A 21,654-nucleotide genomic window follows, 5' to 3' on the forward strand; every position below is an offset into this window, starting at 1 on the left:
GGTGCCGATCATGATCGGTACGCCGCGACGAACGCGGTATCGGCACCGATCTCGCCGACCGCCGCGGCGCCGCCCGGCGAGCCGAGCGCCGCGTCCCGACCCGGAAGCGGTTCGGCGAAGAATCGGGCGTTCTCGGCGACGAATTGTTCCTGCCCGGCGGGGATCTCGGAGTCGAGGTGGATGGCCTCGACCGGACAGACCGGTTCACACGCACCGCAGTCGACGCATTCGGCGGGCTGGATGTAGGCCATGCGGTCGCCGGTGTAGATGCAATCCACGGGACACTCCTCCACGCAGGCCCGATCCATCACGTCCACACAGGCGGCGCCGATGACGAAGGTCACGATGGTCTCCTCTCAATGCCCGGTCTCGTGACCGGCCAGGGCGGCCGGTTCGGTCGACTCGCCCAGTGCGGCCAGGATTTCGAAACGCGTGCGGGCGAATTCGGGTTCGAACCGCGCACCGGGTGCGCGGGGGTTGTCGATGGTGATGATCTGCTGGATACGGGCGGGTCGCGCGGTCAGCAGCACGATTCGGTCGGCGAGCAGCAGCGCCTCATCGACATCGTGGGTGACGAACAGCACCGTGGTCCGGTGGCGCTGCCACACCGAGACGAGCAGTCGCTGCATCTCGGCACGGGTCTGGGCGTCGAGCGCGCCGAAGGGTTCGTCCATCAGCAGTACCCGCGGCTGCGCGGCCAGCGTGCGGGCGAGCTGGACGCGCTGGCGCATACCGCCGGACAATGCCCCGGGCAGGTGGTCGCCGAATCCGTCCAGCCCGACCTGCCGCAACAGCTCGCCCGCCGCCTCGCGCCGCGCACCGCGCGGCACCCGCCGCAGCTGCATGGCGAATTCGACGTTCTTGCGCGCGGTGCGCCACGGCAGCAGGGCGTCGTCCTGGAACATCATGGCGCACCGCGCGGTCGAGGCCGCGACGGGGCTGCCGTCGATCGACGCCGTGCCCGCGACCGGCGCCAACAATCCGGCGAGCGCGCGCAGGATCGTCGACTTCCCGCATCCCGACGGACCGAGCAGCACCACGATCTCGCCCGCGTCCACGTCGAGATCCACCTCGGCGGCCGGACTGTCGCCGTAGGCGATCCGCAGTCCACGCATCCGCACCGCGGCACCGCCGCTCATCGCGCGGCCCTCGGCAGCCAGCGGTTGACCCGCCTGCCCGCCATCTCCACCAGCCAGGCGGTGACCCAGCCGAGCACACCGATGGTCAGCATGCCGACCATCACACTCGCGTAGTCGAGCAATCCGTAGGACTGCCAGGTGAAGTATCCGATTCCGAACTGTCCCGAGATCATCTCCGCGCTGATCACGCAGATCCACGCCACGCCCATCGCCACGGACAGTCCCGAGAATATTCCGGGCAGCGCGCCCGGCAGCGCGATACGGAACAGGATCTCCCTACGGCGCGCGCCCAGCGTCCGTGCGGCCTCCTCCCACACCTTGGGCAGGGCGTGCATGGCGTGGATCGTGCTGACCGCGACGGGGAAGAACGCGGCGAAGGTGGTGATGAAGACGATGCCCTGCTCGCCGGTCGGGAACAGCAGGATCGCCAGCGGGACGAGGGCGATGGCCGGTATCGGCCGGAAGACCTCGAGCACCGGTCGCACGAGGGCGCTCACCAGCGGCGAGCGTCCGATCGCCATGCCGACGAGCACGCCCCCGACGGTGGCCAAGCCGAATCCGAGCAGGATGCGGCGGGTGCTGGAAAGGATGTCGCGGTAGTAGGATGCGGTGACCGACTGGGTCTTCAGCGCGTCGAAAACCTCACCGGGAGTGGGGATCTTGTCGAAACGCAGCCAGAAGACCACCTGGTTGGCCGTCAGCAGATGCCACAGGAGCAGCAAGGCGACCAAGGGAACGGCGGTGAGCAGGGTCCTGCGCAGCCGGGCGGGGACCGCGAATCGCGGGACCGCGACCGCGGCGCGGGCGGGTGGGTCGGTGGGTGTCGGCCGGGCGACGGGCATCGTCTCGGTGGACAGGGTCATGGGAACTCTCCTGATCGGTTGCTAGCGTGCGAGCAGCGCGGCCCGGTAGTCGACGACGGTGCTGCCCGGGTGCGCGTTCGCGTAGGACTGCGCTTCGGCGCGCACGGCGAACGGCCGCATCCGGTCGTCGGGACCGGCGGTCGGATCGTCCACCCAGGTCGCGCTCGAGGCGAAGACCCTGGTGCCGGTGGCGGCGTCGGGGACGTAAGCGGCGCGGACCCGGGCGCTCTGGCCGTTGATCCGGCGCAGCAGGCAGGTCGGGGTGCGCGCCACCGAAGTGGTTGTCGCACCGTCGAACCACACCTCCGAAGCGGTCGCCGAATCCCGCACGGAGCCACCGCATATCGGGTCCTCACCGGTCAGCGGACTCGGCGGTCGGGTGTCGGCGCGCCGGGTCTCGTAGTCGGATCCGTACAGCGCTCGCACGTAACGGTCGTCGACGAACTCGCCGAGATCGAGATCTGCCAGCGCGCCGAGTCCCTTCAGGAAGGGCAGCAGTTTCGCGAGGGCCTCCACCAGCGGCTGTTTGATGGTGGGGTCGAAGCTGACCAATCCGTTGGGCCCGTTGTAGAGATACACGACTTCCGCCGGTATTCCGGTGAGCTCGGCGACACGCTGGGCGGCGGCGAGTGGTTCGCGGTTGACGTAGTCGGTGGTCTCGCGCTGGGCGGCGAGGAACGCGGCGATCACATCGGGGTTGCGCTCACCGAAGCGCTCGTTGGCGACCACGGCGTGGAATGTCGGGATGTTCGCGCTGCCGCCGTCGTAGAGCAGTCGCGCGGTGCCGTCGAACACCAGTTTCTGTGGCCACGGCACGAATTGCGCGAGCGCGGCCACCTGGTCGCCCTGCAACGCCGACGCGCCGACCGGGGGATCCTGGCCGAGCAGTCTCACGTCGTCGAGACTCAGGCCCGCGGCGGACAGTCCGGTGGCGAGCATGCCGTGCGCGGCCGATCCGATGCTGGTGGAGACCACCTTGCCGCGCAGGTCGGTGAGCGTGGCGGCGGGCGAATCCACCGGAACCACCACCTGATTCAGCGATCCGCGCAGGTTGTAGCCGGTGACCGCGATGAGCTCGGACCGGACGTCGGCGTGATCGCGGGTCTTGGACCCGTTGACCAGGACGGGCGCGTCGCCCATGGAGCCGATGTCGACCTGACCGGCCAGCATCTGCGCGGTCAGCGGCGGACCCGAGGCGAAGTCCTTCCACTCCACCCGGTAGCGCACGCCCTTGGCCGCGCCGAGTTCGGCCAGTTTCGCCTCGAAGGTTCCGCGGTCACGCAGCAGTGTGCCCGCGGTGACGGTGTTGATGGTCTTGGACTGGTATCCGACGTTCACGACGACGGTGCCGTCGTCGGCGCCGGAACCGCAGCCCGCGACAGTGGTGGCGACGGCGGCGACGCCGAGCAGAAGCGCGCCGAGTCTGCCTCCGCGCGCCCGTATGTGGTCGAGCCTCATCATGATGTCCTTCGCTCGAATTCAGCGCAGCAGGTAGGGGATGTCGACGGTGACGGCCCCGACCGGGCAGCGCGCCGCGCACGGGCCGCAGTACCAGCACTCGTCGACGTGCATGTACGCCTTGCCGGTGTCGGGGTGGATCGCGAGCGAGTCCAGCGGACACATGTCGACGCACAGCGTGCAGCCGTCGATGCATTTGTCCTCGTCGATCGTGACCGGCACGTCGATTCTGGTGTCGACCTGAGCCATCAGATGTCCTTTCCAGCGTTGGCGATGCCGATGCGCGCGAATGCGCGGACATCGGCGTCCGGGTCCTCCAGTGCGGTACGGAGGGCCGCGGTGACTTCGGGATGTTCGGCGATGCGCTCGGCCAGTGCGCGCACGGCGGCCTTGCGGACGTCGAGGTTGTCGTCGGTGACGGCCGAGATCAGTTGGGGTGCCGCGAATTCGGGATCCGCGACGGACAGGGCGACGGCGGCGCCCTGGCGCACCTGCCACGCGGGGTCCGCGCATGCCGCGGCCGCCACCGCGGCGGCCTCGGCGCTGCATCCGGTGGCGGCGAATCCGGTCAGCGCGGCGGCGCGCACCAGCGGATCGGGATCCGCCGCGAGCACGAGCAACGTCGTCGTGCCCCGCGGATCGCCCACCGCCGCGATGCCCTTCGCCACGGCGATGCGCACCAGAGGCGCCGGGTCGGCGGCGGCGTCGTCGAGTTCGCCGAGTGCGTCCAGCGAGGTGAGTCCGCCGATCACGGCGCGGCGCACCTCGGCATTCGGATCGCCGCGCCACCCGGCCAGTTCGGCGGCCCCGATTCGGCGGTGCCGCCACAGCGCCTCGACGGCCGCGCCGCGCACCGCGGGTTCGGGTGCGGTGCGGCAGCCGCGCAGTGCCGCGTCGAATTCCGGGCCCGCGACGATGACCTCGAGCAGTTCGGTCAGCAGGCCGATGGCCGCGTGCCGCACCGTGACGTCCTCGTCGGCCATGCCCGCGGCGATGAGCGGGGATGCCTGCGCCCACTCCTCGGTGGTCTCGCTCAGTACCGAGAGCGCGGTTCGCCGGACCTCGGGATTCGGATCGGTCAGGTACGGTCGCAGTTCCGACAGGTCAGGACATTCCTCGGCCAGCTCCATCAGTTCCACCAGGCGCGCACCGCCTGCCGGAGCCCGCCGGGCGTCGTCGGCGGCCGCGCTCACCGCGCGCTCCACGCGCCGACCAGTTCCGGGGCCGCGACATCGGCGACGCCGTCGGGGCGGACGAAACCGGGGACCGGGACGATGTAGGGCGCGACCGGCCGAGTGGTGAAACGCATGTCGCCGCTCTCGCCGCGGAACAGGTTGAGATGGCAGAACCATTCGGTGTCGTCGCGTTCGGGACGGTCGGCTCGCTGATGGTAGAGCCCCCACCGGCTCTCGGTGCGGCGCAGCGAGGCTCGGGCCGCCATCTCGGCGCAGTCACGAATGAAACTCACCTCGGCGCAGCGCATCAGCTCGTGCGGTGTGCGCCCGCCCATGCGGGCGATATCGCCGTGCATGCGCTCGAATGCCTCCAGTCCCAACGTCAGGTAGCGCTGCGTCTTCGGCGGTTGCAGGTAGTCGTTCACGAACCGGCGCAACTTGTATTCGACCTGCTGCTGTGGCGGACCGTCCGCATTGCCCAGCGGCCGGTAGATCAGCGCGTGCGCGGCCTCGATCTGGTCTTCGGGCAGCGCCGCTCGCGCGGCGCCCGCGGCGTATTCGGTGGCGCTCTCGCCCGCGATGTCGCCGTAGACGAACGCCCCGATCATGTAGTTGTGCGGCACCAGGGCCATGTCGCCGGCGGCGTAGAGTCCGGCCACGGTGGTCGCCGCGTGTTCGTCCACCCACACCCCCGAGGCGGAATGCCCACTGCACAAACCGATTTCGGATATGTGCATCTCGATGTCACGGGTGCGGTAGTCGGTGCCGCGACCGGCGTGGAAGGTGCCGCGGGTGGGACGTTCGGTGGTGTGCAGGATGCCTTCGATCTGGGCGATGGTGGCATCGGAGAGATGGCTGAGCTTGAGGTAGATCGGCCCGCGCGCGCTGTCGAGTTCGCGTTTGACCTCGGCCATCATCGTGCCCGACCAGTAGTCGCAATCGACGAAACGATTGCCCTCGCCGTTGACCTGGTACCCGCCGAATGGATTGGCGACATACGCGCAGGCCGGACCGTTGTAGTCCTTGATGAGCGGGTTGATCTGGAAGCATTCGATGCCCGACAGTTCCGCGCCCGCGTGGTAGGCCATGGCGTAGCCGTCGCCCGCGTTCGTCGGGTTCTCGTAGGTGCCGTAGAGATAGCCGCTGGCGGGCAGTCCCAGTCGGCCGCACGCGCCCGTCGCCAGGATCACCGCGCCCGCCGAAATGGTGACGAATTCGCCGCTGCGGGTGTCGAATCCCACCGCGCCGACCGCCCGGCCGTCCACGGTGAGCACCCGCACCGGCATCACCCGATTGCTGATGGTCACCTTGGCGCGCACGTCGCGGGCGCGCAGCACCCGGTAGAGCACCTTCTTCACGTCGCGGCCCTCGGGCATGGGCAGCACGTAGCTGCCCGACCGGTGCACCTTGCGGACCGCGTACTCGCCGTGTTCGTCCTTCTCGAACTTGACACCGTAGCTCTCGAGCCGCTGCACCATCTCGAATCCGCGGGTGGCGGTTCGGTAGACGGTGCGCTGGTTGACGATGCCGTCGTTGGCGATGGTGATGTCGGCGACGTAGTCCTCCGGACTCGCCTTTCCCGGCACGACGGCGTTGTTCACCCCGTCCATACCCATGGCGAGCGCCCCGGAGTGCCGCACGTGCGCCTTCTCCAACAACAGGACGTTCGCGCCGTTGCGGGCCGCGGTGAGCGCGGCCATGGTCCCGGCCGTGCCGCCTCCGACGACGAGTACGTCGCAGCTCATCTCCCGGCGCTGCGCGACCGGTGGGATCGTCATGGTCATCGCTGATCAGCCCCTTTCCTCGGTTCGGACGCACCGCGATTCGGTGTGACCGGTGTGCGGTGCAGCCGACCCGACAGCGAGAAACGGTCGCCGCGATAGCGGACGTACTCGAGGTCGATGGGTCGGCCGGAATCGGTGTAGGTGAGTCGTTCCAGGAACAGCAGCGGCGAGCCGGACCTGACCTCGAGCAGCCCCGCCACCGTCGGATCCGCCGCCACGGCCTCGATCGACACCGCGGCCGATCCGAGCGGCAGGCCCAGTTCGGCCTCGAGCAGTCCGAAGACGTCGCAGCCGGTGAGGTCGAGCCCGAGCAGCGGTTCGCCGACGTCCGCGGTGAGATAGCTCGCGTCGAGCGAGAGCGGGGAGCCGTCGAGGTAGCGGATGCGTTCCAGCGCGACGACCGGAGTCGCGGGTTCGAGCTCGAGACGTTCGGCGACCAGCGGGGTCGCGGGCACGATCTCGGCGAGCAGCACCCGGTTCACCACGCGGTCGCTGCCGGTCTCGAAGGTCTCGGCCAGCCCGCGCAGCCGGTCCAGTCCCTGCACCGCCTTGTCCGCCAGAACGAAGGTGCCCGCACCGGGGACCCGGTCGACGAGTCCCTCGTCGCGCAGCAGTGTCAGCGCGTCGCGGACGATATTGCGGCTGGTCCCGAAATCGGCGGCCAGTTGGGATTCCGCGGGCAGTGGCCGGTTTCCGTAGACGCCGCTGCGGATTCTGGCCCGCAGAATATCCCTTATCCGCCGCGCAGGCGCCGAGCGACGACCGGGCGCAGGATCCCGGGTCTCGCCCCGGGTCGCCATTCCCTGATGCGTGTTGCCTGTCATGCGGCAAATGCTGGAAATGGATCGTTACGCGCGAAGTTTCCTGCAATTACCGGGCGGTTACGCCAGTTCCGGCTTCTGCGACGAGGCTCTGACCTGCGCAGACATCTTCACTGTGCGGAGTATTACCACTTGTCTTCGCGGTAGCGTTCGATACTCACCGCGTGCTCGGTCAATATTCGACCGGCACCGGACGGGGGATTCGCCGGTCGCCAGATGGCGCGGAAACGTCTGGTCAGGGTGATCGATTCGGCCGATCGGACCGCCCGCAGCGCACCGCGGGCGATATCGGCGCCCGCGATCAGTCGGCTCAGGACCGCGGGCGCGACTCCGGCGCGGGCGGCCGCGACGATGGCGGCGGCGGAGCCGAGTTCAGCGGCCGGGCGGGCAGGCTGGCATTCGGCGACCAGGATCTCCCAGATGGTGTCGCGGGTGCCCGAGCCCGGTTCGCGCCACAGCAGCGGAGTCGTGGCGAGTTCGCGCAGTGACAGGGGTTCGTCGCGGTCGGCCCACGGGTGACCGGGGGCGACGACCACGACGAGTTCGTCGGCGCCGATCACGCGATTGCCGAGTCCGGGTGGCGGATGCGGCCCTTCGACGAAGCCGATCTCGGCCGTGCCGTCGCGCACCAGCGCCTCGACCTGCCGGGTGTTGTCGACATCCAAGGCGACCGCGACATCGGGGCAGGTCTGACGCAGGGCGGTCAGCCACTGTGGAATGCGATGGTCGGCAATGGTTTTCGAGGCCGCGATGCGCAATCTCGGCACCTCGGCGGAATGCACGGCCGCCACCCCCGCACCGAATGCCGCGGCGGCGGCGAGTACCGGCAGCGCCTGCGCGACGACGGCACGTCCCGCCTCGGTGAGCGTCGAACCGGTGGGACCCCGCTCCACCAGCCGCAGCCGGAGCTGCCGCTCGAGCGCGGTGATGCGCATGCTGGCGGCGGGCTGGGTGATGCCGTGCCTGCGCGCGGCCGCGCCGAGGCTGCCCAGCTCCGAGACGGAGACGAGCAGATCGAGCACGGCCAGGTCGGGCATACCCGGGGGAAGGGGCATGGGCACCGATTATGGGCACAGCTCGTGCGGGCGGCATCCCCGACCCATCAGCAACGCTTATGAGGTCCTCGTTTTTCGCCGTCTACCGGTCGCGTCGCGCGCCGGCGATCGTCTGAGGGATGACGATTACGCGCAGATACGGCCCGGGGCTCGCGCTCGCCGCCCTCATCGCCACCGCCGCCACGATCATCGGCGGCGCACTGCCCGCGGTGGGCGTGCCGATGCTCGCGCTCGCGGGCGGCGCGCTGTCGGGACTGCTGCTGCGGCGGTCGGCCCTCGGTGCCGACGCCGTGGATCCGGGCCTGACGATGGCCCGCGGGCGCCTTCTCGGGACCGCGATCGTGCTGCTCGGGCTCGGGCTTCCGTTCGGCTCGGTGGTGTCGGTGGGCAGTCGCACCGCGGGGGTGTTGATCGGGACGTTGATCATCGGCGCGGTGGCGGCGGTGCTCGTCGGCCGGCTGCTCGCCCTCGACCCCGAGTCCGCGACCCTCGTGGCGGCGGGTACGACGATCTGCGGCGCATCGGCGATCGCCGCGGTGACCGCGGTGATGAAACCGGATCGCGACCGGGTCGGCTATGCGCTGACGACGATCTTCGTGTTCAATATCGTTGCGGTGCTGGTTTTCCCGCCGATCGGTCATCTCCTCGGGCTGTCGCAGGAGGCGTTCGGGCTGTGGGCGGGCACCGCCATCAACGACACGTCCTCGGTCCTGGCGGCGGGTGTCGTCTACGGCGGCGTCGCCGCGCATTTCGCGGTGGTCGTGAAGTTGGTCCGCAGCCTGATGATCGTCCCGCTGTGTCTCGGGCTGCAACTGTCGTCGCGGCGCCGCGACGACAGGCCGCTGTGGCGGTCGTTTCCGCTGTTCGTCGTTCTGTTCGTCGCGGCGTCGGCGCTCGCGGGTCTCGGTCTGGTGCCCGCGAACTGGACGCCGCCGCTCGCCCGTCTCAGCGCCTGGCTCATCGCGGCGGTGCTCGCGGCCGTCGGCACCGGCCTGAGCTGGGCCAGGCTGCGAGAGGCAGGTGCCGGACCTCTGCTCTACGGCGGCGTGTTGGCCGTGGTGCTCGCGGTGGGCAGTCTCGCCCTGCAATCGGCCTTCGGGTGGCGATGAGGACGGGGCCGCGGACACCGGTGTCGTGGCGTTCGGCGCGGGGTCTCGGGCGGTCAACGGACGCGGGGATCCGACCGGTCGCGCAGGCTCGGCCGCGAGGCCGTCAGACCCGTTGTGTCCGTTCACGTTCGAGCCCTCGAAGGCCCGACATCCGCGGCACCGTCTGTCCGGCGTCCGTCGGGTAGGGATCGCGGTGCGCCCGAGCGACTCCGAAACCGGAAAGACGACGAATTCCGGGGCTCCCGAGTGCAGGAATTACGTGTGATAACGCGAAAGTTCGTCGTTTCACACCAATCGCGGGCCGGTCGTTGATAGGTTGCGCCAAACCGTCTGGTACACGTTCGATCGGAATGCGACTACATGCTCGACTGGGATCTCCGCCGCCATACTTCCAGCGTTCACGACCTCATCGAGCTCGCCGAGGAACGCGGGATATCCGCGACGGCGTGTCTGGCGGGTACCTCGGTGCCGCCGGAGGCAGGCCGTGATACGTCACTGGAGATCACCGCGCGCGAAGAACTGCGGGTCGTGGCGAATCTGGTGCGGCGCTGCGACGAACCCGGGCTGGGCGCGCTGGCCGGCAGCCGGACCCGGCTTTCGCCGTCGGGGCCGTGGGGTCTGGCGATGCTGAGCAGCCGGACCGTGCGCGAGATGATCGAGGTGACACGGCGCTACCTGGAGGCGAGGTTCGTCTGCGGACGGCTCACCCTCGAGGAATCCGGCGCGCAGGTGGGCCTGCGACTCGACGACTCCGACCTACCCGCGGAGCTGCGCACATTCCTCGCCGAACGCGCGCTGGCCGGCTTCGGCCCCATCGGACACGAGATGTTCGGCGCCGCGGTCGCGCCGACGCGGGTGGAATTCCGCCACCCCGCCCCGCGCGATACCGCCCGTCATCGCGAGATCTTCGGGGTGGCGCCCTCCTTCGGCGCGGCGGTCAACGCGCTCGTCTTCGATCGGCACCGGGTGGATCTGCCGCTGCCGCGCCCGAGTGAACGCGCCCGCGCGGCCTGCGAGCAACTGTGCCGGGATCTGCTGGCGCGTGCGCACCCCCGCGACGGCATGGCCGCGACCGTGCGAGATCTGCTGGTGCGCAATCCCGGTGCGATCCCGGACCAGGTCGCGGTGGCGACCGAGTTGTTCATGAGTCCGCGCACACTCTCGCGCAGACTCCATCAGCAGGGGACCTCCTTTCGCGCCCTGCTCGACGAGGTCCGCCAGACCCTGTCGGAGGAACTGCTCGCCCAGACCGATATGACCACCGAACAGCTCGCCGCCCGGCTGGGATACGCCGAGGCCGCCTCCTTCATCCGCGCCTTCCGCCGCTGGAACGGCTGTCCGCCGCAGGAGTACCGAATCCGGCTGTGCGATAGCCGATACCGGCCGGTCGGCGCGAATTGACATCGTCTCAGACGCGACGCCGAGTCTCTAATAGACATGGTTGTTCGTAGACGTTAGGGTCATGCCATGACGAGATTCGACGGTAAGTGCTGCCTGGTCACCGGCGCGGCCGGCGGTCTCGGCCGCGGCATCGCCTTCGCGTCCGCGGCCAAGGGCGCGTCGCTGATGCTCACCGATATCGATGCCGACGGCCTCGCTCACACCGCCGCCGAACTGCGCGCCACCGGCGCCAAGGTCCACCTCGACAAGGCCATCGACATCACCGATCGCGAGGCGGTGGCGGCGCTGGCCGCCGAGGCGCACGCCGTGGTCGACAGCGTCGATATCGTGATGAACGTCGCCGGTATCGCCACCTGGGGCACGGTGGAGCGACTGACCCACCAGCAGTGGCGGCGCACCATCGATATCGATCTCATGGGGCCCATCCACGTCATCGAGGAGTTCGTGCCGCGCATGATCGCCGCGCGTCGCGGCGGACATCTGGTGAACGTCTCGTCGGCGGCCGGATTGTTCGGCCTGCCCTGGCACGCCCCGTACAGCGCGGCCAAATTCGGCCTGCGCGGGGTGTCGGAGGTACTGCGATTCGACCTGCGCCGTCACGGAATCCGAGTGAGCCTGGTATGCCCCGGGGCGATGGCGACGCCCATGGTCGACAGCGTCGACATCGCAGGCATCGACCGACAGGACCGAACCATCCAACGCGCCATGACCGCATTCCGCCGCCACGCCGTCACAGCGGACAAGGCGGCGAAGATCGTCGTGCGCGGGGTGGAACGCAACAGGTACATGGTCTTCACCTCCAACGATATCCGCCTCGGCCACTGGGCCCAGCGCCATTTCCCGCCCGCCTACACCCTTGCCATGCACGGCATGAACCGGGCGTTCCATTACGCACTCCGCGGCGACGTCGCGCGGTAGGCGTGTTCATGGGGGCACGAGCTACCGGCTCGGGAGCCCGGTGGCCCGAGAGAACTACGTCATCGCCAGAATCTGCCCCTCGGCCGCCTGACAACGCCGCAACTCGAGTCGCCGGTGGATCACGGTCACGAGATGGGCCAGTGCGCCGTCGACAGGGATGATCGCTCGACGGTTGCCGTGATGGACATACGTAGGTAGCTCCCGACCGGCTCGTTCGGGAAGAGGCCGTGGTCGAACCCGGTGGGAGCAGGACGCGTCGGTGGTCGTCGGGCCGCCACCACCGCCGCCATAGGTATGCGCACTCCGTGATCTACCGATGCGCTACGGCTGTTCCGACTTCCAGAATTTCGGCGTCCACATTTCTTCCGGTGAGGAGTCGGTCCGATGAACGTTGCTCCGATGAACGTTGCCCCCACTGAGGCGGCGGTGGAAGCGATGACATTCCACCTCGCCGTCGAATACGCCGCGCGCGGCATCCGGGTGAACATCGCCGCTGCGGATAGACCGGTCGGCCCGGTGGCGGATCAGTCCCCGGACGCGGACGCCATGCGACGGGCGATCACGGCCGCCACCGCGCTGCGCCGTCTCGGCACCGCTGAGGATTTCGCCGAGGTCGTCGCCTTTCTCGCCTCACCGCGCGCGTCGTGGTCAGGTGATCCTCGCCGACGGCGTGCTGTCCACCGGTTATGCGCCGCTCTCGCCGCCCCGGGCGGGCGAGTCCGTCGTCGCGACCGAGGAGCACGGTGACGACGACCGTGCCGAATTCGCCGCCGCGCGCCCAGAACCGGCTGGTCCGGCCGCGTCTTCCGCCTCGGTCGATGGTCGACCGCCGGGTGAGAGCACACGGCTCGCCGACGTCGAGGCCGACCGGGTGAGGGATTCGATCGCGGCGAGTCCGGCGCCCCGCTCGGTGTTGCCGCTCAACCAGCTGGAGACCGTTGCGCGTACCGCGGAATCCGGTCCCTTTCCGACGCAGACGGGGTGATTGCCGGGCAGCCGCTCGGCGGTAACAGGTCCGACATGGGTCCAGCGCCGAGCGTGGAATAGGGGGTATCGGCCGTATTGTGCTCGGCCACAATTGGTTTGACAGATCGTGCGTCCAGTAGCAACGTCGTTGCCACAACTCGGGACGGTCCGGGTTGCTCGCGTATCAACGACGATCGCGATGAAGCTCGCGTTGTCTGCTGGTCAGCGGACCTGGACTGTCCCATCGCGAAATCCCGCTTCCGGGTGCGTTGGGCGCCCACACCGCCGCTCCGTCGGCGGGCGACGCGCCGAACTCGTGTTGAGGATGTCATGGCGGCGACGGACAGGTTCGTTGGACGTGAGCCGGAGCAGGAGCGGAACTGACCAGGGCGATCGCGTTGACCAGGTACGGCGACGACCCGAGCGAAGCCCTGGCCCTCGGGCGCACCGCACTGGCACATCAAATCGCGGCCAGGGAGCGATGAGGCGCGGCATTGGCGGTGTACGTGCGCATGGGCACGTCGGCTCGGATCATCACCGACGCCGCGACCGACGCCGACCGGGCGGCATCGGTCGAATCTGCCACGGAGATCGCGCATCTCGCCGGCGGGGCCGCGCGGGAGATGGCGCAGATGGGGATCGATATCGGCGCCCTCGGTCCGATCGCGGACGTGTCGAGTCGGGTCGTCGACATCGCCCGTGACACGCTCGGACCGGAACGATACGCCGTCGCCGAACGCCGAGGCCGCGGGCTGCGTCCCGAACGAAGCGAAGTGCAACACCTCGCATTGGGCACGCTGTCCGAGGACCGGCTGCCCCGGCGCGAATCCGCCGCCGAGAAGGGCATTCGCCCACTGTGGAACCATTTGTCGGTGGCAGAACGACAGGTGGCGGTCCTGGCGGCGGCGGGCTGGACCAACAGCGCGATCGCCGTTCGCCGTGGCAGCTCCTCCAAGACCGTCGACGCGCAGATGGCCTCGACCCTTCAGAAACTCATGATCACCTCGCGCGCCGACATCATCGACCTCGTGCCCGAGGAGCGAATCGAGGAGGTCGAGGCCGAAGCGGCGAAACGACCACGCCGGGTGGGCGATCGGTCCCGCAAGGCGCGGCCGTCGTAGCCGTCGGCGCGCGGACCCATCCCCGACCGCGCAGTTCGTGGGATGTATTGTACTTCTGGCAATCCGATAGCTGTTTGTCGTCGACCGGCGGGCCGTGGTGAAAGGATGGTCCGCGTGGCCGAATATCGTCGAGAGGATTTCTCGACCGATGTCGCCGACCCGACCGGATCCTGGGATTGGTATCTCAGTAGCAGGCAGGGGCCGGTCGGGCTGACGTTCCCCGACAACGCGTTTCGGTCAGAAGCCTCCGCCCAGAACGTCGGGCGACTTCAACTGGTCAGATTCACCAGCGCCGCACTGGAATACCGACGTTCGACAAGCCATATTCGTCGCGGCGACGGCGAGAACAGCTACCGCCTGCTCGTTCCGCTGCACGGGTCTTTTCGATTCGAACAAGGTGATTCCAGGGAACTCCTCCACCCGGGCAGGATCAGCTTCTTCCATTGGGGCAGACCGCTGTATATGACGCACGACCAGGACATCACCGCACTGATCCTGACCGTCCCCGAAGGCATGGTCGATCCGGTACGCGCCGCGAACGCCCCGTTGGTGATGGACGAGACACGTCCGCTGGTGGGCGGACTCGCGGCCCAGGTCCGATGGCTCGACGCGGCTGTCGGCTGGACGGCAGCGGACTTCAGCGTGGCCTACGCCAGTGTGCTCACACAGTTGGACGGGGCACTCAATCCGTACCCGGCCATCACCTCCGGTCCACGTGCGAGAGAGGTGGAACGCGCGAGAGCGCTGATCGAAGAGTGCGCCCATGACCGCACCGTCACCCCGGCCGATATCGCCGCGATGGTGGGCCTGGCGGAGCGGACGCTGTACAGGGCGCTGAAAGAGGCCGGGTACCCGGCGGTGGGTGTCATGTTGCGCACGGTTCGTCTCGAACGCGCGCATCGGCGATTGCGCAGCGCATTACCGGTCGACATCGCCGAAATAGCGCGTCAGGAAGGATTTCCCAGCCTGCGCAGATTCCGCGAGGCATATCGAGACCACTACGGGCGAACCCCGGCCGAGACCCGCGAACAACTCTTCGGTGACACCGCCGAGAAATAGCCGCCGCGCGGACGGGGCCGGTAAGCGATATACCGTCGGCCGCGGCCCGTCGACCTCGTCGGCCGCGCTAATGACACGTTCCTCACCGATCGGCGTTCGGGCGCATCACACCCCTTTTTCGCAGGTCAGGCGGGTCTTGCGCCTTGCTCTGAACTCTGCGATGCTTATGAAGATTTTGCCGGTAGGTATTACTACCGATGCGTACACGTCAGACAGTTCCATCCAACTGAAGCCAATCTTCGCTGAGTTACATCCTGTCAATATTTCCAGGACAGTACTGACAGCCTCAGACCGCGACAGAAGGGGAACATCATGTCGAGCAACCCTCAGCTAGCCGGGATCAATCCCGACCAGGTCACTTTCCAGAACTTCGCGGACGACACCAATCTCGACGCATACAGCTTGGCGGAGATCTGGACGCGTAGTTCGACCTTTGTCAACCAGGTTTGGCGGTTGACAAAGGTCGGCACCTACGCGGAGGAGGATGTGTATACGATCACATCCGCCAACCCCACGAATCCGAACTTTCTGGGCAAGAACATCGAGGCAACCATCGAGTCCGAACCGATCGGATTGGCGGATGCCGAACCGGGCAAGCTGTCTCAGCGCTGGCTGCTGCGCCCGCAATACGATCAGACAGTCATCCTGAGCATGAAGTATATGGATTATGTGATAACCGGACACGGTAAGGACTGTCCGGTCACCCTTCAGCCCAACGTGCCCAGCGGTGACCGCACTCAAATGTGGACGCCTTACCAGAAGGGCGCAACGATGGCTTTCGCGGATTCGAAAGCCCGTGCACGCGTCGGAGTGTGATCTCAGAACACCATACCCAGCACGCCCTTCCCGTTTTCGGGGAGGGCGTGCTGCTTCGTTATCGGATCGGAGTGCAATTCGGCCGGTTCATCGAGATCCGACGGCAGCCAAGCTGTGAGGACCAGCCGCTCGGTCGCCGGTACGATGCCGTGGGTCACGAATCCCCGCACGGCGGGTCACATTCGCGTGTGGCCGGCGTTGTCGGTCGCGGTACGTGCGAAAATCCATCGGGGGTCGGTGCGCTTGCGATCGGGAGGGGAGGCCCATGGTCAGGGACAGCGGCGGTCGGTCGCCGACCGACACGCGGGCGCTGCTGCTGAAGTCGGGCGAGCGCGACAGGCCCCGTCACATGCTCGGGCTCGCCATCGAGGTTCTTCGGTCACGCGACCTGGAAGTATCGATACGCCCGGCGGATATCGAGGATTTGATCGATGCGGCACGCCCAGTCGGTCCGCTGGTGGTCTACGTCGTCGGTGAGATCACCGGGGCGCGTGGGGGATTGCACCTCATCAGTTCCCGAGGCGAGTTGTCGGTTCAGGATGTATTCGCGGCGCTGGAAAGCGGACGGGCCGGACCCGTCGTGCTGTTGATGGACTGTGTGGTAGCCGGCGGTGAGAAGCCTGACGATGTCGCCGCGGAAATCGGATATCTGGCCCGCTCGTCCACCGAGATCACGACTTTCGCGGTGGTGTCGCAGCGGGGCGGGCTACTGCCCTCGGTATTGCATCGGTCGGCGACGCTCGTCGAGGCTGCCCGGAATCTCGAACTCGCGCGACGACCGTGGTCTGCGGCCACGGTGGTGGCGATCGGGGCTCGAACGGCCGAGTTCGACTTCCTCGCGTCGCACCGGCCCCGGCCGGATGAATCAGACAGTGGTGGGTATCGGAAGCTGCCGCGACCGCGCGGGCGCCCGAGAGCCACTCGGCCGAATACGCCGACAGTGGACGGAGGGCCACGGCCGGAGGCCGGAGGGGTCCCGCAACGGGAGCCGGCGGCAGGACCGCCGCGGTGGGGCGGTGAGCCGGAAAGTCCATCGCAGCGGATGCCGGACGGTTCCGATCACCGGAACCCGGTGACGGAACGGATTCACCATCTGGCGCGACACGGATCGAGAGAGAGTCGATCTACCAACGGCGGTACTTCCACGACCGATTGGAACTCGAGAGTCGATCCGAGACTTGCCGAGGTATCGGGTTCGGGCGTGCGGAGCGTCAACACCATGATCACGGCCGCCGACTCCGGGCAGACGATTCCGAGCGGGTCCGCGTTGCGCCCGGCCACCGCCTATTCGCTGGCCGTCAATATCGGTCCGCACCATCCGGCGAGTCTGTTGCCCGAACCGGATGGGCGGTGGCCACGGGAACTGCTGCCCGAGCGGGCGTCGAGACTGCGTGTGTTGCTCGACATGGAGGGCGGTGGCGGGCCGACGGTGCGAGAGCTGACGGTGCGCGATCCCGCGCCGATGTGGGGTTGTGATTGTGCCGGTCCTGTCCATGGCCCCCACTGCGACCGTGCGAGTTGGGCACGGTTTCCATTGCGGACCCCTGATGTCGACGGTGTCGAGTGGACGGGTGTCCTGGCCGTGTATTTCGAGGCGGTGGCAGTGCACGTCCAGGAATTGACGTTGCCGATCACGCGCCTGTCCTCGAATTCGACAGCGGGTGGTGTTCGAGCGCGGCTGATGTACCGACTCACCTCGAGATTCGACGATATCGGCCCACTGTCGGATCGGGTGGCCAGCGTGTTCGTGCCCGGCGGCAGCGGCAGGGCCATCGTCAACGCCCTGCCGTTCGTCGACAACCCCGTCTCCATCAATCTCAACGCCGCCGACAATGCCGCGCGGGCCGCCCGTCAACTGCTCTACGACCAGCACCTGACCGACACACCGCGAGGTCCACGCGCCAATGCTGATGCCACCTACAGCAAGTCGGCCGCGCAGTTCGAGTCGGATCTCGCCGGTCTGGCGCGGTTCGGATGGACCATGTACAACCGTCTGTTCGCCGATAACGTCGTGTTCGACACGATGGCCGCTCTGGTGCGCCACGAAGCCAGAGCGCGGGGGCATCCGCCGGTGCTCAACATCGCTGAGGCCGTCGCCACGGACCTCGACGCGGCACGGCTGTCGATCCCGTGGGCACTGGTCTACGACATGCCGATGCCGCAAGACCCGAATACGCCCTACCGGGTGTGTCCTTCGGTGGATCGATTCGGCCCCGGCGGACGCGCCGACGGTATCCCCGCGTATTGTCCTGAACCCGACCACAGCGGGAATACGCTGTGTCCGTTCGGGTTCTGGGGGCTGTCGAGTGTGCTCGAACAGCCACCGCGTGTGGACAACATGGTGCGGCACGTCCATTTCGGACCCGAACCTCCCGCGGCCGCGGTTGTGGTGGACCGCAACCTCGATGCCGCGTTGACCGCCGCACATCTGGCCGAGCTGCGCGGACTGTTCGCCTCGGACTCGATTGTCGTCGATGTCGTCCGCGACGGTTCCCAACTGGCTGCCGCACTGGCGGGAGACTGGATGGATCTGGCCTACCTCTATTGTCACGGCGGCTACCTGAAACACGCCACCGGGCAGAGACCGGCCGCCGGATTGTGCTTCGGCGACACCGTGATCTGCGAGGAGGACATCGCCGGTTGGCGCCTGCCCGGCGGACCCTGGCCGTATCCACATTGGGCGATCCGTAAGCCGCTCGTGGTGCTCAACGGCTGCCACACCGCCGAATTCACCACCTCCTCGCTGTCGAACCTGGTCAACGCGTTTGTCAACCGTGCAGGGGCGGCCGCGGTGGTCGGTACCGAGATCGCTGTCGAGCAGGGCGCGGCGGGGTGGGCGACTCGACAACTGCTCGGCCTGGTATTGAAGAACGATTCAACTGTAGGACAGGCCATTCGGACGCTGCGGTGGCAGCTGATCGGTCGCGGAAACACCCTCGGTCTCGCCTACACCCTCTACGGCGTCGCCGACCTACGGTTGCGCCCCTGATTCCCTTGGAGTGCTCAATGAAATTCGCTGAGATCGGCGCCGTCGTGTTCGGCGTCATCGTAGGCGCGATCACCTATCGGACCCTGGTCCGCACCGCGGACAAGACCGCGATCGGAGACCTCACCAGTGTGCTCGCCGCGATCGGCGGCGGAGTCGTCACCGGCCATTACGGCGACGCCAACGCATTCGCCTGGTACGCCATCGGACTCGCTGTCGGCATCCTCGCCTACTTCGTGGCGTACTGGCGGTTCAACGGGACATCCGCGATCGCCGCCGTCATGTTCCAACGGACCGTCACGACAAGCGGCGACAGGACATCGCGCGACGATCCGTCGGCGGGCCCGCAGGCATAGGTCGACGGTGCCGGCCGTGGACGAAAGCGGCTACCGACGGCAGATCCCCTCCATTCCTGCCGTTCGGAAAGCCTGGCTCCAACGCTAGGACCGACCGCCGCGCCATTTCCACCTTTTTCCTGCCTGTTCGCGGTCGTTTTCCGCCACCGGCGCGCCGGCTTCGCGGGCGCGCGTGGCGGTCTCCACGCGGTGCCGTCGCGGATTTCGGCTCGGCGACGGCGCGCGGTGATCCCGGATGTCGAGTTCGCGCGCCGCACACCGGATACGAAGACGCGCACGCCGAAACCTCCTCCCGTACTATCGCGTGCGGAGAGTCCGCGGGGATATCGAAGGGGGACGATGTGGGATCTCGCCTACCGGCGACCGTGCGCGACGCGGCCGCGTGGTTGCGGCGCTTCGCGGTCACCACGCCGGGGTTGCTGGTCTCGGTCGCTGTGGTCTCGGTGGTGCTGTGCCTGCTGGCGGGGTTCGTCGGCGCGAATCAACTCGACGCCAAGGTATCCCGGCACGAGCGGGTGCTCGCCCACACCGAACCGGTGGCGTTCGCGGCACAGCGTCTCTACGTCGCCCTGTCGAGCGCCGACGCGGCCGCGGCCGAGGCGTTCCTGTCCGGCGGTATCGAGACCTCCGAGGTGCGCGAGCGCTATCAGCGGGCGCTCGCCGACGCCGCGGCCGCGCTGGCCGACGCCACCGCGGGCGCCTCGGACGACCGCACCCGGCAGATCGTCGCCCGCATCGCCGCCGAACTGCCCGCCTACACCGGACTGGTGGAGACCGCGCGGGCCAACAACCGGCTCGGCTATCCGGTCGGCTCGGCCTATCTGCGCGAAGCCTCCGGGCTCATGCAGGATTCGCTGTTGAAGAACGCCGAACAGCTCAGTTCGGATCGCTTCGCCGCGCTGCGCTCCGATCAACGTGACATCGAGGCGACGCCGGGAACCACGGTCGTGCTGTTGCTGCTGGTCCTGCTCGCGTGCGGGGCGGGTTCGTATCTGCTGGTGCGGCGCACGAATCGGTGGGTGAATCCGGGGGTCGCGGGCGCGGCGGGCGCGACGGTGGCGGCGCTGCTGTGGGCGCTGGCCTCGACCGCGGTCGCCGGGACCACGCTCGACAACGGTGCATCCGGGGCGAGCGAACGATTCGAATCCCTGGCCGAGGCGCGGATCCTGGCCCAGCAGGCGCGCACCGACGAGACACTGCAACTCATCGTGCGCGGCGACATCGCCCAGGGCGAGCAGAGCTACACCGATCACACCGGCCGGTTGCGCAGCGAGGTGATCGCGGTACTCGGCGCGGATTCCAGGGCCCGCGAGAGCGTGGACACCTGGACCGACGGCCATCTCGTCCAGGTGCGGGCATATCAGGCCGCCGACTACAACGCCGCGCTGCGGCAGGCGATCGGCACCGAACCGCAGAGTTCGGCGCTGCGTTTCGCCGCCGTGGACAACACCCTCGGCGAGGACCTTGTCCGCGTGCGCGCCGAACTGCGCGGCGACGTCGACGACGCCGGTGACGCGCTGAGCTGGAGTCCCGTCGTGATGTTGCTGCTCATGCTCGGCGCGGCCGGGGCGATCGTGGTGGGGCTGTGGCCGCGGCTGAAGGAGTTTCTGTGAAGCGCGCAGTGATCGAGCACAGGGCGATAAGGCTGGTGGCGGCCGCGATCTGTCTACTCGCGGCAGCCGGGTGCGGTGCGCGGGTGGCGACGCCGGAGCCGCTGTCGCTGTCCGCGGTCGACCCGACACCGCACGAGTTCGCCCCGATCACGATGGCCCCGCAATCGGAGCAGGACTGCTCGGCCGAAGCCAGTCTGCGTCCGGGCGCACTGCCGAGCCCCGCCGCGATGCCCGCGGGAACGCCGATGGCCGAGATCGTCGCGCGGGGCCGCGTGCGGATCGGCGTGGACCAGAACACCTATCTGTTCGGGTTCCGCGATCCCACCACCGGCCGGCTCGAGGGTTTCGACATCGACATCGCGCGCGAGATCGCCCGCGCACTGTTCGGCGACCCCGATCGCGTCGAATTGCGCTCGGTGACCGCCGCGGAACGGACCACCGCGCTGAAGGAACACACCGTCGACCTGGTGGTGCGCACCTTCTCCGCGACCTGTCAGCGCCGCCAGGACGTCGACTTCTCCGCCGTCTACTACCGTGCGGCCCAACGCATTCTGGTGCCGACCGGTTCGTCGATCCGCTCGACGGACGACCTGCGCGGCAAACGCGTGTGCGTGGCCAACGGCACCACCTCGGCGGGTCCGCTGTTCGCGCTGCCGACGCGGGTCACGGTGCTGGGCGTGACGAACTGGACCGACTGCCTGGCCGCGCTCCAGCAGGGCCACGTGGACGCCGTCAGCGGCGACGACCCGATTCTGTACGGGCTGGTGGCCCAGGACCGCAACCTGTCGGTGGTGGGCGATCCCATCGGCGACGGCGCGTACGCCGTCGGCATCGCCAAGGGCAACGCGGATCTGGTCCGCTTCGTCAACGCCGTGCTGGAACGCATACGCTCCGACGGCACCTGGCAACGCATCTACGAACAGCGACTCAGCGTGCTCGGCCCGACCCCGACCCCGCCGACCCCGAAGTACAGCGATTGAGCGCGCCCGTGCAGCCGGCGACGCGTGCGGTCGG

The 21,654-nt window shown here is 68.3% G+C and carries 21 protein-coding genes and 1 pseudogene; 12 read left to right on the plus strand and 10 right to left on the minus strand.

Going from position 1 to position 21,654, the window contains the following annotated elements; genetic code table 11:
• Positions 1-8: 8 nt before the first annotated feature.
• The 8 genes and pseudogenes from fdxA to APZ21_RS13600 all read right to left on the minus strand — a co-directional run bounded on the left by fdxA (position 9) and on the right by APZ21_RS13600 (position 8,295).
• Positions 9-344: a ferredoxin gene (gene fdxA, locus APZ21_RS13565; protein ID WP_054813659.1), complete on the minus strand. Its 336-nt coding sequence runs from the start codon at positions 342-344 to the stop codon at positions 9-11.
• A gap of 12 nt (positions 345-356) precedes the next feature.
• The gene (locus tag APZ21_RS13570; protein WP_054813660.1) at positions 357-1,139 is read right to left on the minus strand and encodes an ABC transporter ATP-binding protein; all 783 of its coding nucleotides are present in this window, start codon (positions 1,137-1,139) and stop codon (positions 357-359) included.
• Positions 1,136-2,002: an ABC transporter permease gene (locus APZ21_RS13575; RefSeq protein WP_054813661.1), complete on the minus strand. Its 867-nt coding sequence runs from the start codon at positions 2,000-2,002 to the stop codon at positions 1,136-1,138. The genes APZ21_RS13570 and APZ21_RS13575 overlap by 4 nt, the downstream gene beginning before the upstream one ends.
• A gap of 21 nt (positions 2,003-2,023) precedes the next feature.
• The gene (locus tag APZ21_RS13580; protein ID WP_054813662.1) at positions 2,024-3,463 is read right to left on the minus strand and encodes an ABC transporter substrate-binding protein; all 1,440 of its coding nucleotides are present in this window, start codon (positions 3,461-3,463) and stop codon (positions 2,024-2,026) included.
• 18 nt (positions 3,464-3,481) lie between these two features.
• Complete coding sequence (locus tag APZ21_RS13585) at positions 3,482-3,709, minus strand: 4Fe-4S dicluster domain-containing protein (protein ID WP_054813663.1); 228 nt, start codon at positions 3,707-3,709, stop codon at positions 3,482-3,484.
• Positions 3,709-6,413, minus strand: a pseudogene (locus APZ21_RS13590) (fumarate reductase/succinate dehydrogenase flavoprotein subunit). The gene APZ21_RS13585 and the pseudogene APZ21_RS13590 overlap by 1 nt, the downstream one beginning before the upstream one ends.
• 2 nt (positions 6,414-6,415) lie before the next feature.
• The gene (locus APZ21_RS13595) at positions 6,416-7,243 is read right to left on the minus strand and encodes a GntR family transcriptional regulator (RefSeq protein ID WP_082393075.1); all 828 of its coding nucleotides are present in this window, start codon (positions 7,241-7,243) and stop codon (positions 6,416-6,418) included.
• Between the two features lie 122 nt (positions 7,244-7,365).
• Positions 7,366-8,295 carry a LysR family transcriptional regulator gene (locus APZ21_RS13600; RefSeq protein ID WP_054813664.1) on the minus strand — a complete coding sequence of 310 codons (930 nt, stop codon included), beginning with the start codon at positions 8,293-8,295 and terminating at the stop codon, positions 7,366-7,368.
• Positions 8,296-8,414: 119 nt separating this feature from the next.
• Between APZ21_RS13600 and APZ21_RS13605 the strand changes: the two genes are divergently transcribed.
• From APZ21_RS13605 to APZ21_RS13635, 8 genes are all read left to right on the plus strand, one after another.
• Complete coding sequence (locus APZ21_RS13605; RefSeq protein ID WP_054813665.1) at positions 8,415-9,404, plus strand: YeiH family protein; 990 nt, start codon at positions 8,415-8,417, stop codon at positions 9,402-9,404.
• Positions 9,405-9,764: 360 nt separating this feature from the next.
• On the plus strand, positions 9,765-10,805 hold the full coding sequence (locus APZ21_RS13610; protein ID WP_054813666.1) for an AraC family transcriptional regulator: 1,041 nt from the start codon (positions 9,765-9,767) through the stop codon (positions 10,803-10,805).
• Positions 10,806-10,871: 66 nt separating this feature from the next.
• Positions 10,872-11,723 carry an SDR family oxidoreductase gene (locus tag APZ21_RS13615; protein WP_054813667.1) on the plus strand — a complete coding sequence of 284 codons (852 nt, stop codon included), beginning with the start codon at positions 10,872-10,874 and terminating at the stop codon, positions 11,721-11,723.
• Between the two features lie 399 nt (positions 11,724-12,122).
• Entirely contained in the window at positions 12,123-12,470 is a 348-nt protein-coding gene (locus tag APZ21_RS32960) for an SDR family oxidoreductase (protein WP_275426205.1), read from the plus strand.
• A complete protein-coding gene (locus APZ21_RS34720) occupies positions 12,376-12,708 on the plus strand; it encodes a hypothetical protein (protein ID WP_054813668.1) in 333 nt (110 codons plus the stop codon). The genes APZ21_RS32960 and APZ21_RS34720 overlap by 95 nt, the downstream gene beginning before the upstream one ends.
• A gap of 493 nt (positions 12,709-13,201) precedes the next feature.
• Positions 13,202-13,810 (plus strand): helix-turn-helix transcriptional regulator, encoded by a 609-nt coding sequence (locus APZ21_RS13625; RefSeq protein WP_156371059.1) that lies wholly within the window; start codon positions 13,202-13,204, stop codon positions 13,808-13,810.
• Positions 13,811-13,924: 114 nt separating this feature from the next.
• A complete protein-coding gene (locus APZ21_RS13630) occupies positions 13,925-14,869 on the plus strand; it encodes an AraC family transcriptional regulator (RefSeq protein WP_162240335.1) in 945 nt (314 codons plus the stop codon).
• Between the two features lie 312 nt (positions 14,870-15,181).
• A complete protein-coding gene (locus APZ21_RS13635; RefSeq protein WP_054813671.1) occupies positions 15,182-15,685 on the plus strand; it encodes an RICIN domain-containing protein in 504 nt (167 codons plus the stop codon).
• A gap of 2 nt (positions 15,686-15,687) precedes the next feature.
• Here APZ21_RS13635 and APZ21_RS34010 read toward each other — a convergent pair whose 3' ends face one another.
• Positions 15,688-15,843: a hypothetical protein gene (locus tag APZ21_RS34010; RefSeq protein ID WP_156371060.1), complete on the minus strand. Its 156-nt coding sequence runs from the start codon at positions 15,841-15,843 to the stop codon at positions 15,688-15,690.
• 221 nt (positions 15,844-16,064) lie between these two features.
• Positions 16,065-16,190: a hypothetical protein gene (locus APZ21_RS35985; protein ID WP_275426204.1), complete on the minus strand. Its 126-nt coding sequence runs from the start codon at positions 16,188-16,190 to the stop codon at positions 16,065-16,067.
• A gap of 714 nt (positions 16,191-16,904) precedes the next feature.
• On the opposite strand from APZ21_RS35985, the gene APZ21_RS34015 reads away from it, so the two are divergent.
• The 4 genes from APZ21_RS34015 to APZ21_RS13655 all read left to right on the plus strand — a co-directional run bounded on the left by APZ21_RS34015 (position 16,905) and on the right by APZ21_RS13655 (position 21,620).
• Positions 16,905-18,674, plus strand: a complete 1,770-nt coding sequence (locus APZ21_RS34015; RefSeq protein ID WP_156371061.1) for a hypothetical protein — start codon at positions 16,905-16,907, stop codon at positions 18,672-18,674.
• Positions 18,675-18,691: 17 nt separating this feature from the next.
• Complete coding sequence (locus tag APZ21_RS13645) at positions 18,692-19,027, plus strand: hypothetical protein (protein ID WP_054813673.1); 336 nt, start codon at positions 18,692-18,694, stop codon at positions 19,025-19,027.
• A 341-nt stretch (positions 19,028-19,368) separates the two neighbouring features.
• A complete protein-coding gene (locus APZ21_RS13650; protein WP_239476615.1) occupies positions 19,369-20,640 on the plus strand; it encodes a hypothetical protein in 1,272 nt (423 codons plus the stop codon).
• Complete coding sequence (locus APZ21_RS13655; protein ID WP_239476616.1) at positions 20,637-21,620, plus strand: glutamate ABC transporter substrate-binding protein; 984 nt, start codon at positions 20,637-20,639, stop codon at positions 21,618-21,620. Before APZ21_RS13650 ends, APZ21_RS13655 begins: the two co-directional genes overlap by 4 nt.
• Positions 21,621-21,654 lie beyond the last annotated feature (34 nt).

Source organism: Nocardia arizonensis, assembly GCF_001310275.1.
In the GTDB taxonomy this organism is placed as follows: Bacteria; Actinomycetota; Actinomycetes; order Mycobacteriales; family Mycobacteriaceae; genus Nocardia; species Nocardia arizonensis.

Bases quoted from the DNA above. Each gene is read 5' to 3' on its own strand.
- APZ21_RS13605 (WP_054813665.1), top strand. From the start codon at position 8,415: ATGACGATTACGCGCAGATACGGCCCGGGGCTCGCGCTCGCCGCCCTC.
- APZ21_RS13570 (WP_054813660.1), bottom strand. From the start codon at position 1,139: ATGAGCGGCGGTGCCGCGGTGCGGATGCGTGGACTGCGGATCGCCTAC.
- APZ21_RS13645 (WP_054813673.1), top strand. From the start codon at position 18,692: ATGAAATTCGCTGAGATCGGCGCCGTCGTGTTCGGCGTCATCGTAGGC.
- APZ21_RS13575 (WP_054813661.1), bottom strand. From the start codon at position 2,002: ATGACCCTGTCCACCGAGACGATGCCCGTCGCCCGGCCGACACCCACC.
- APZ21_RS13600 (WP_054813664.1), bottom strand. From the start codon at position 8,295: ATGCCCCTTCCCCCGGGTATGCCCGACCTGGCCGTGCTCGATCTGCTC.
- APZ21_RS13595 (WP_082393075.1), bottom strand. From the start codon at position 7,243: ATGACAGGCAACACGCATCAGGGAATGGCGACCCGGGGCGAGACCCGG.
- APZ21_RS32960 (WP_275426205.1), top strand. From the start codon at position 12,123: ATGAACGTTGCCCCCACTGAGGCGGCGGTGGAAGCGATGACATTCCAC.
- APZ21_RS13615 (WP_054813667.1), top strand. From the start codon at position 10,872: ATGACGAGATTCGACGGTAAGTGCTGCCTGGTCACCGGCGCGGCCGGC.
- APZ21_RS13580 (WP_054813662.1), bottom strand. From the start codon at position 3,463: ATGATGAGGCTCGACCACATACGGGCGCGCGGAGGCAGACTCGGCGCG.
- APZ21_RS34015 (WP_156371061.1), top strand. From the start codon at position 16,905: ATGATCACGGCCGCCGACTCCGGGCAGACGATTCCGAGCGGGTCCGCG.
- APZ21_RS13610 (WP_054813666.1), top strand. From the start codon at position 9,765: ATGCTCGACTGGGATCTCCGCCGCCATACTTCCAGCGTTCACGACCTC.
- APZ21_RS13635 (WP_054813671.1), top strand. From the start codon at position 15,182: ATGTCGAGCAACCCTCAGCTAGCCGGGATCAATCCCGACCAGGTCACT.
- APZ21_RS13625 (WP_156371059.1), top strand. From the start codon at position 13,202: ATGGGCACGTCGGCTCGGATCATCACCGACGCCGCGACCGACGCCGAC.
- APZ21_RS13585 (WP_054813663.1), bottom strand. From the start codon at position 3,709: ATGGCTCAGGTCGACACCAGAATCGACGTGCCGGTCACGATCGACGAG.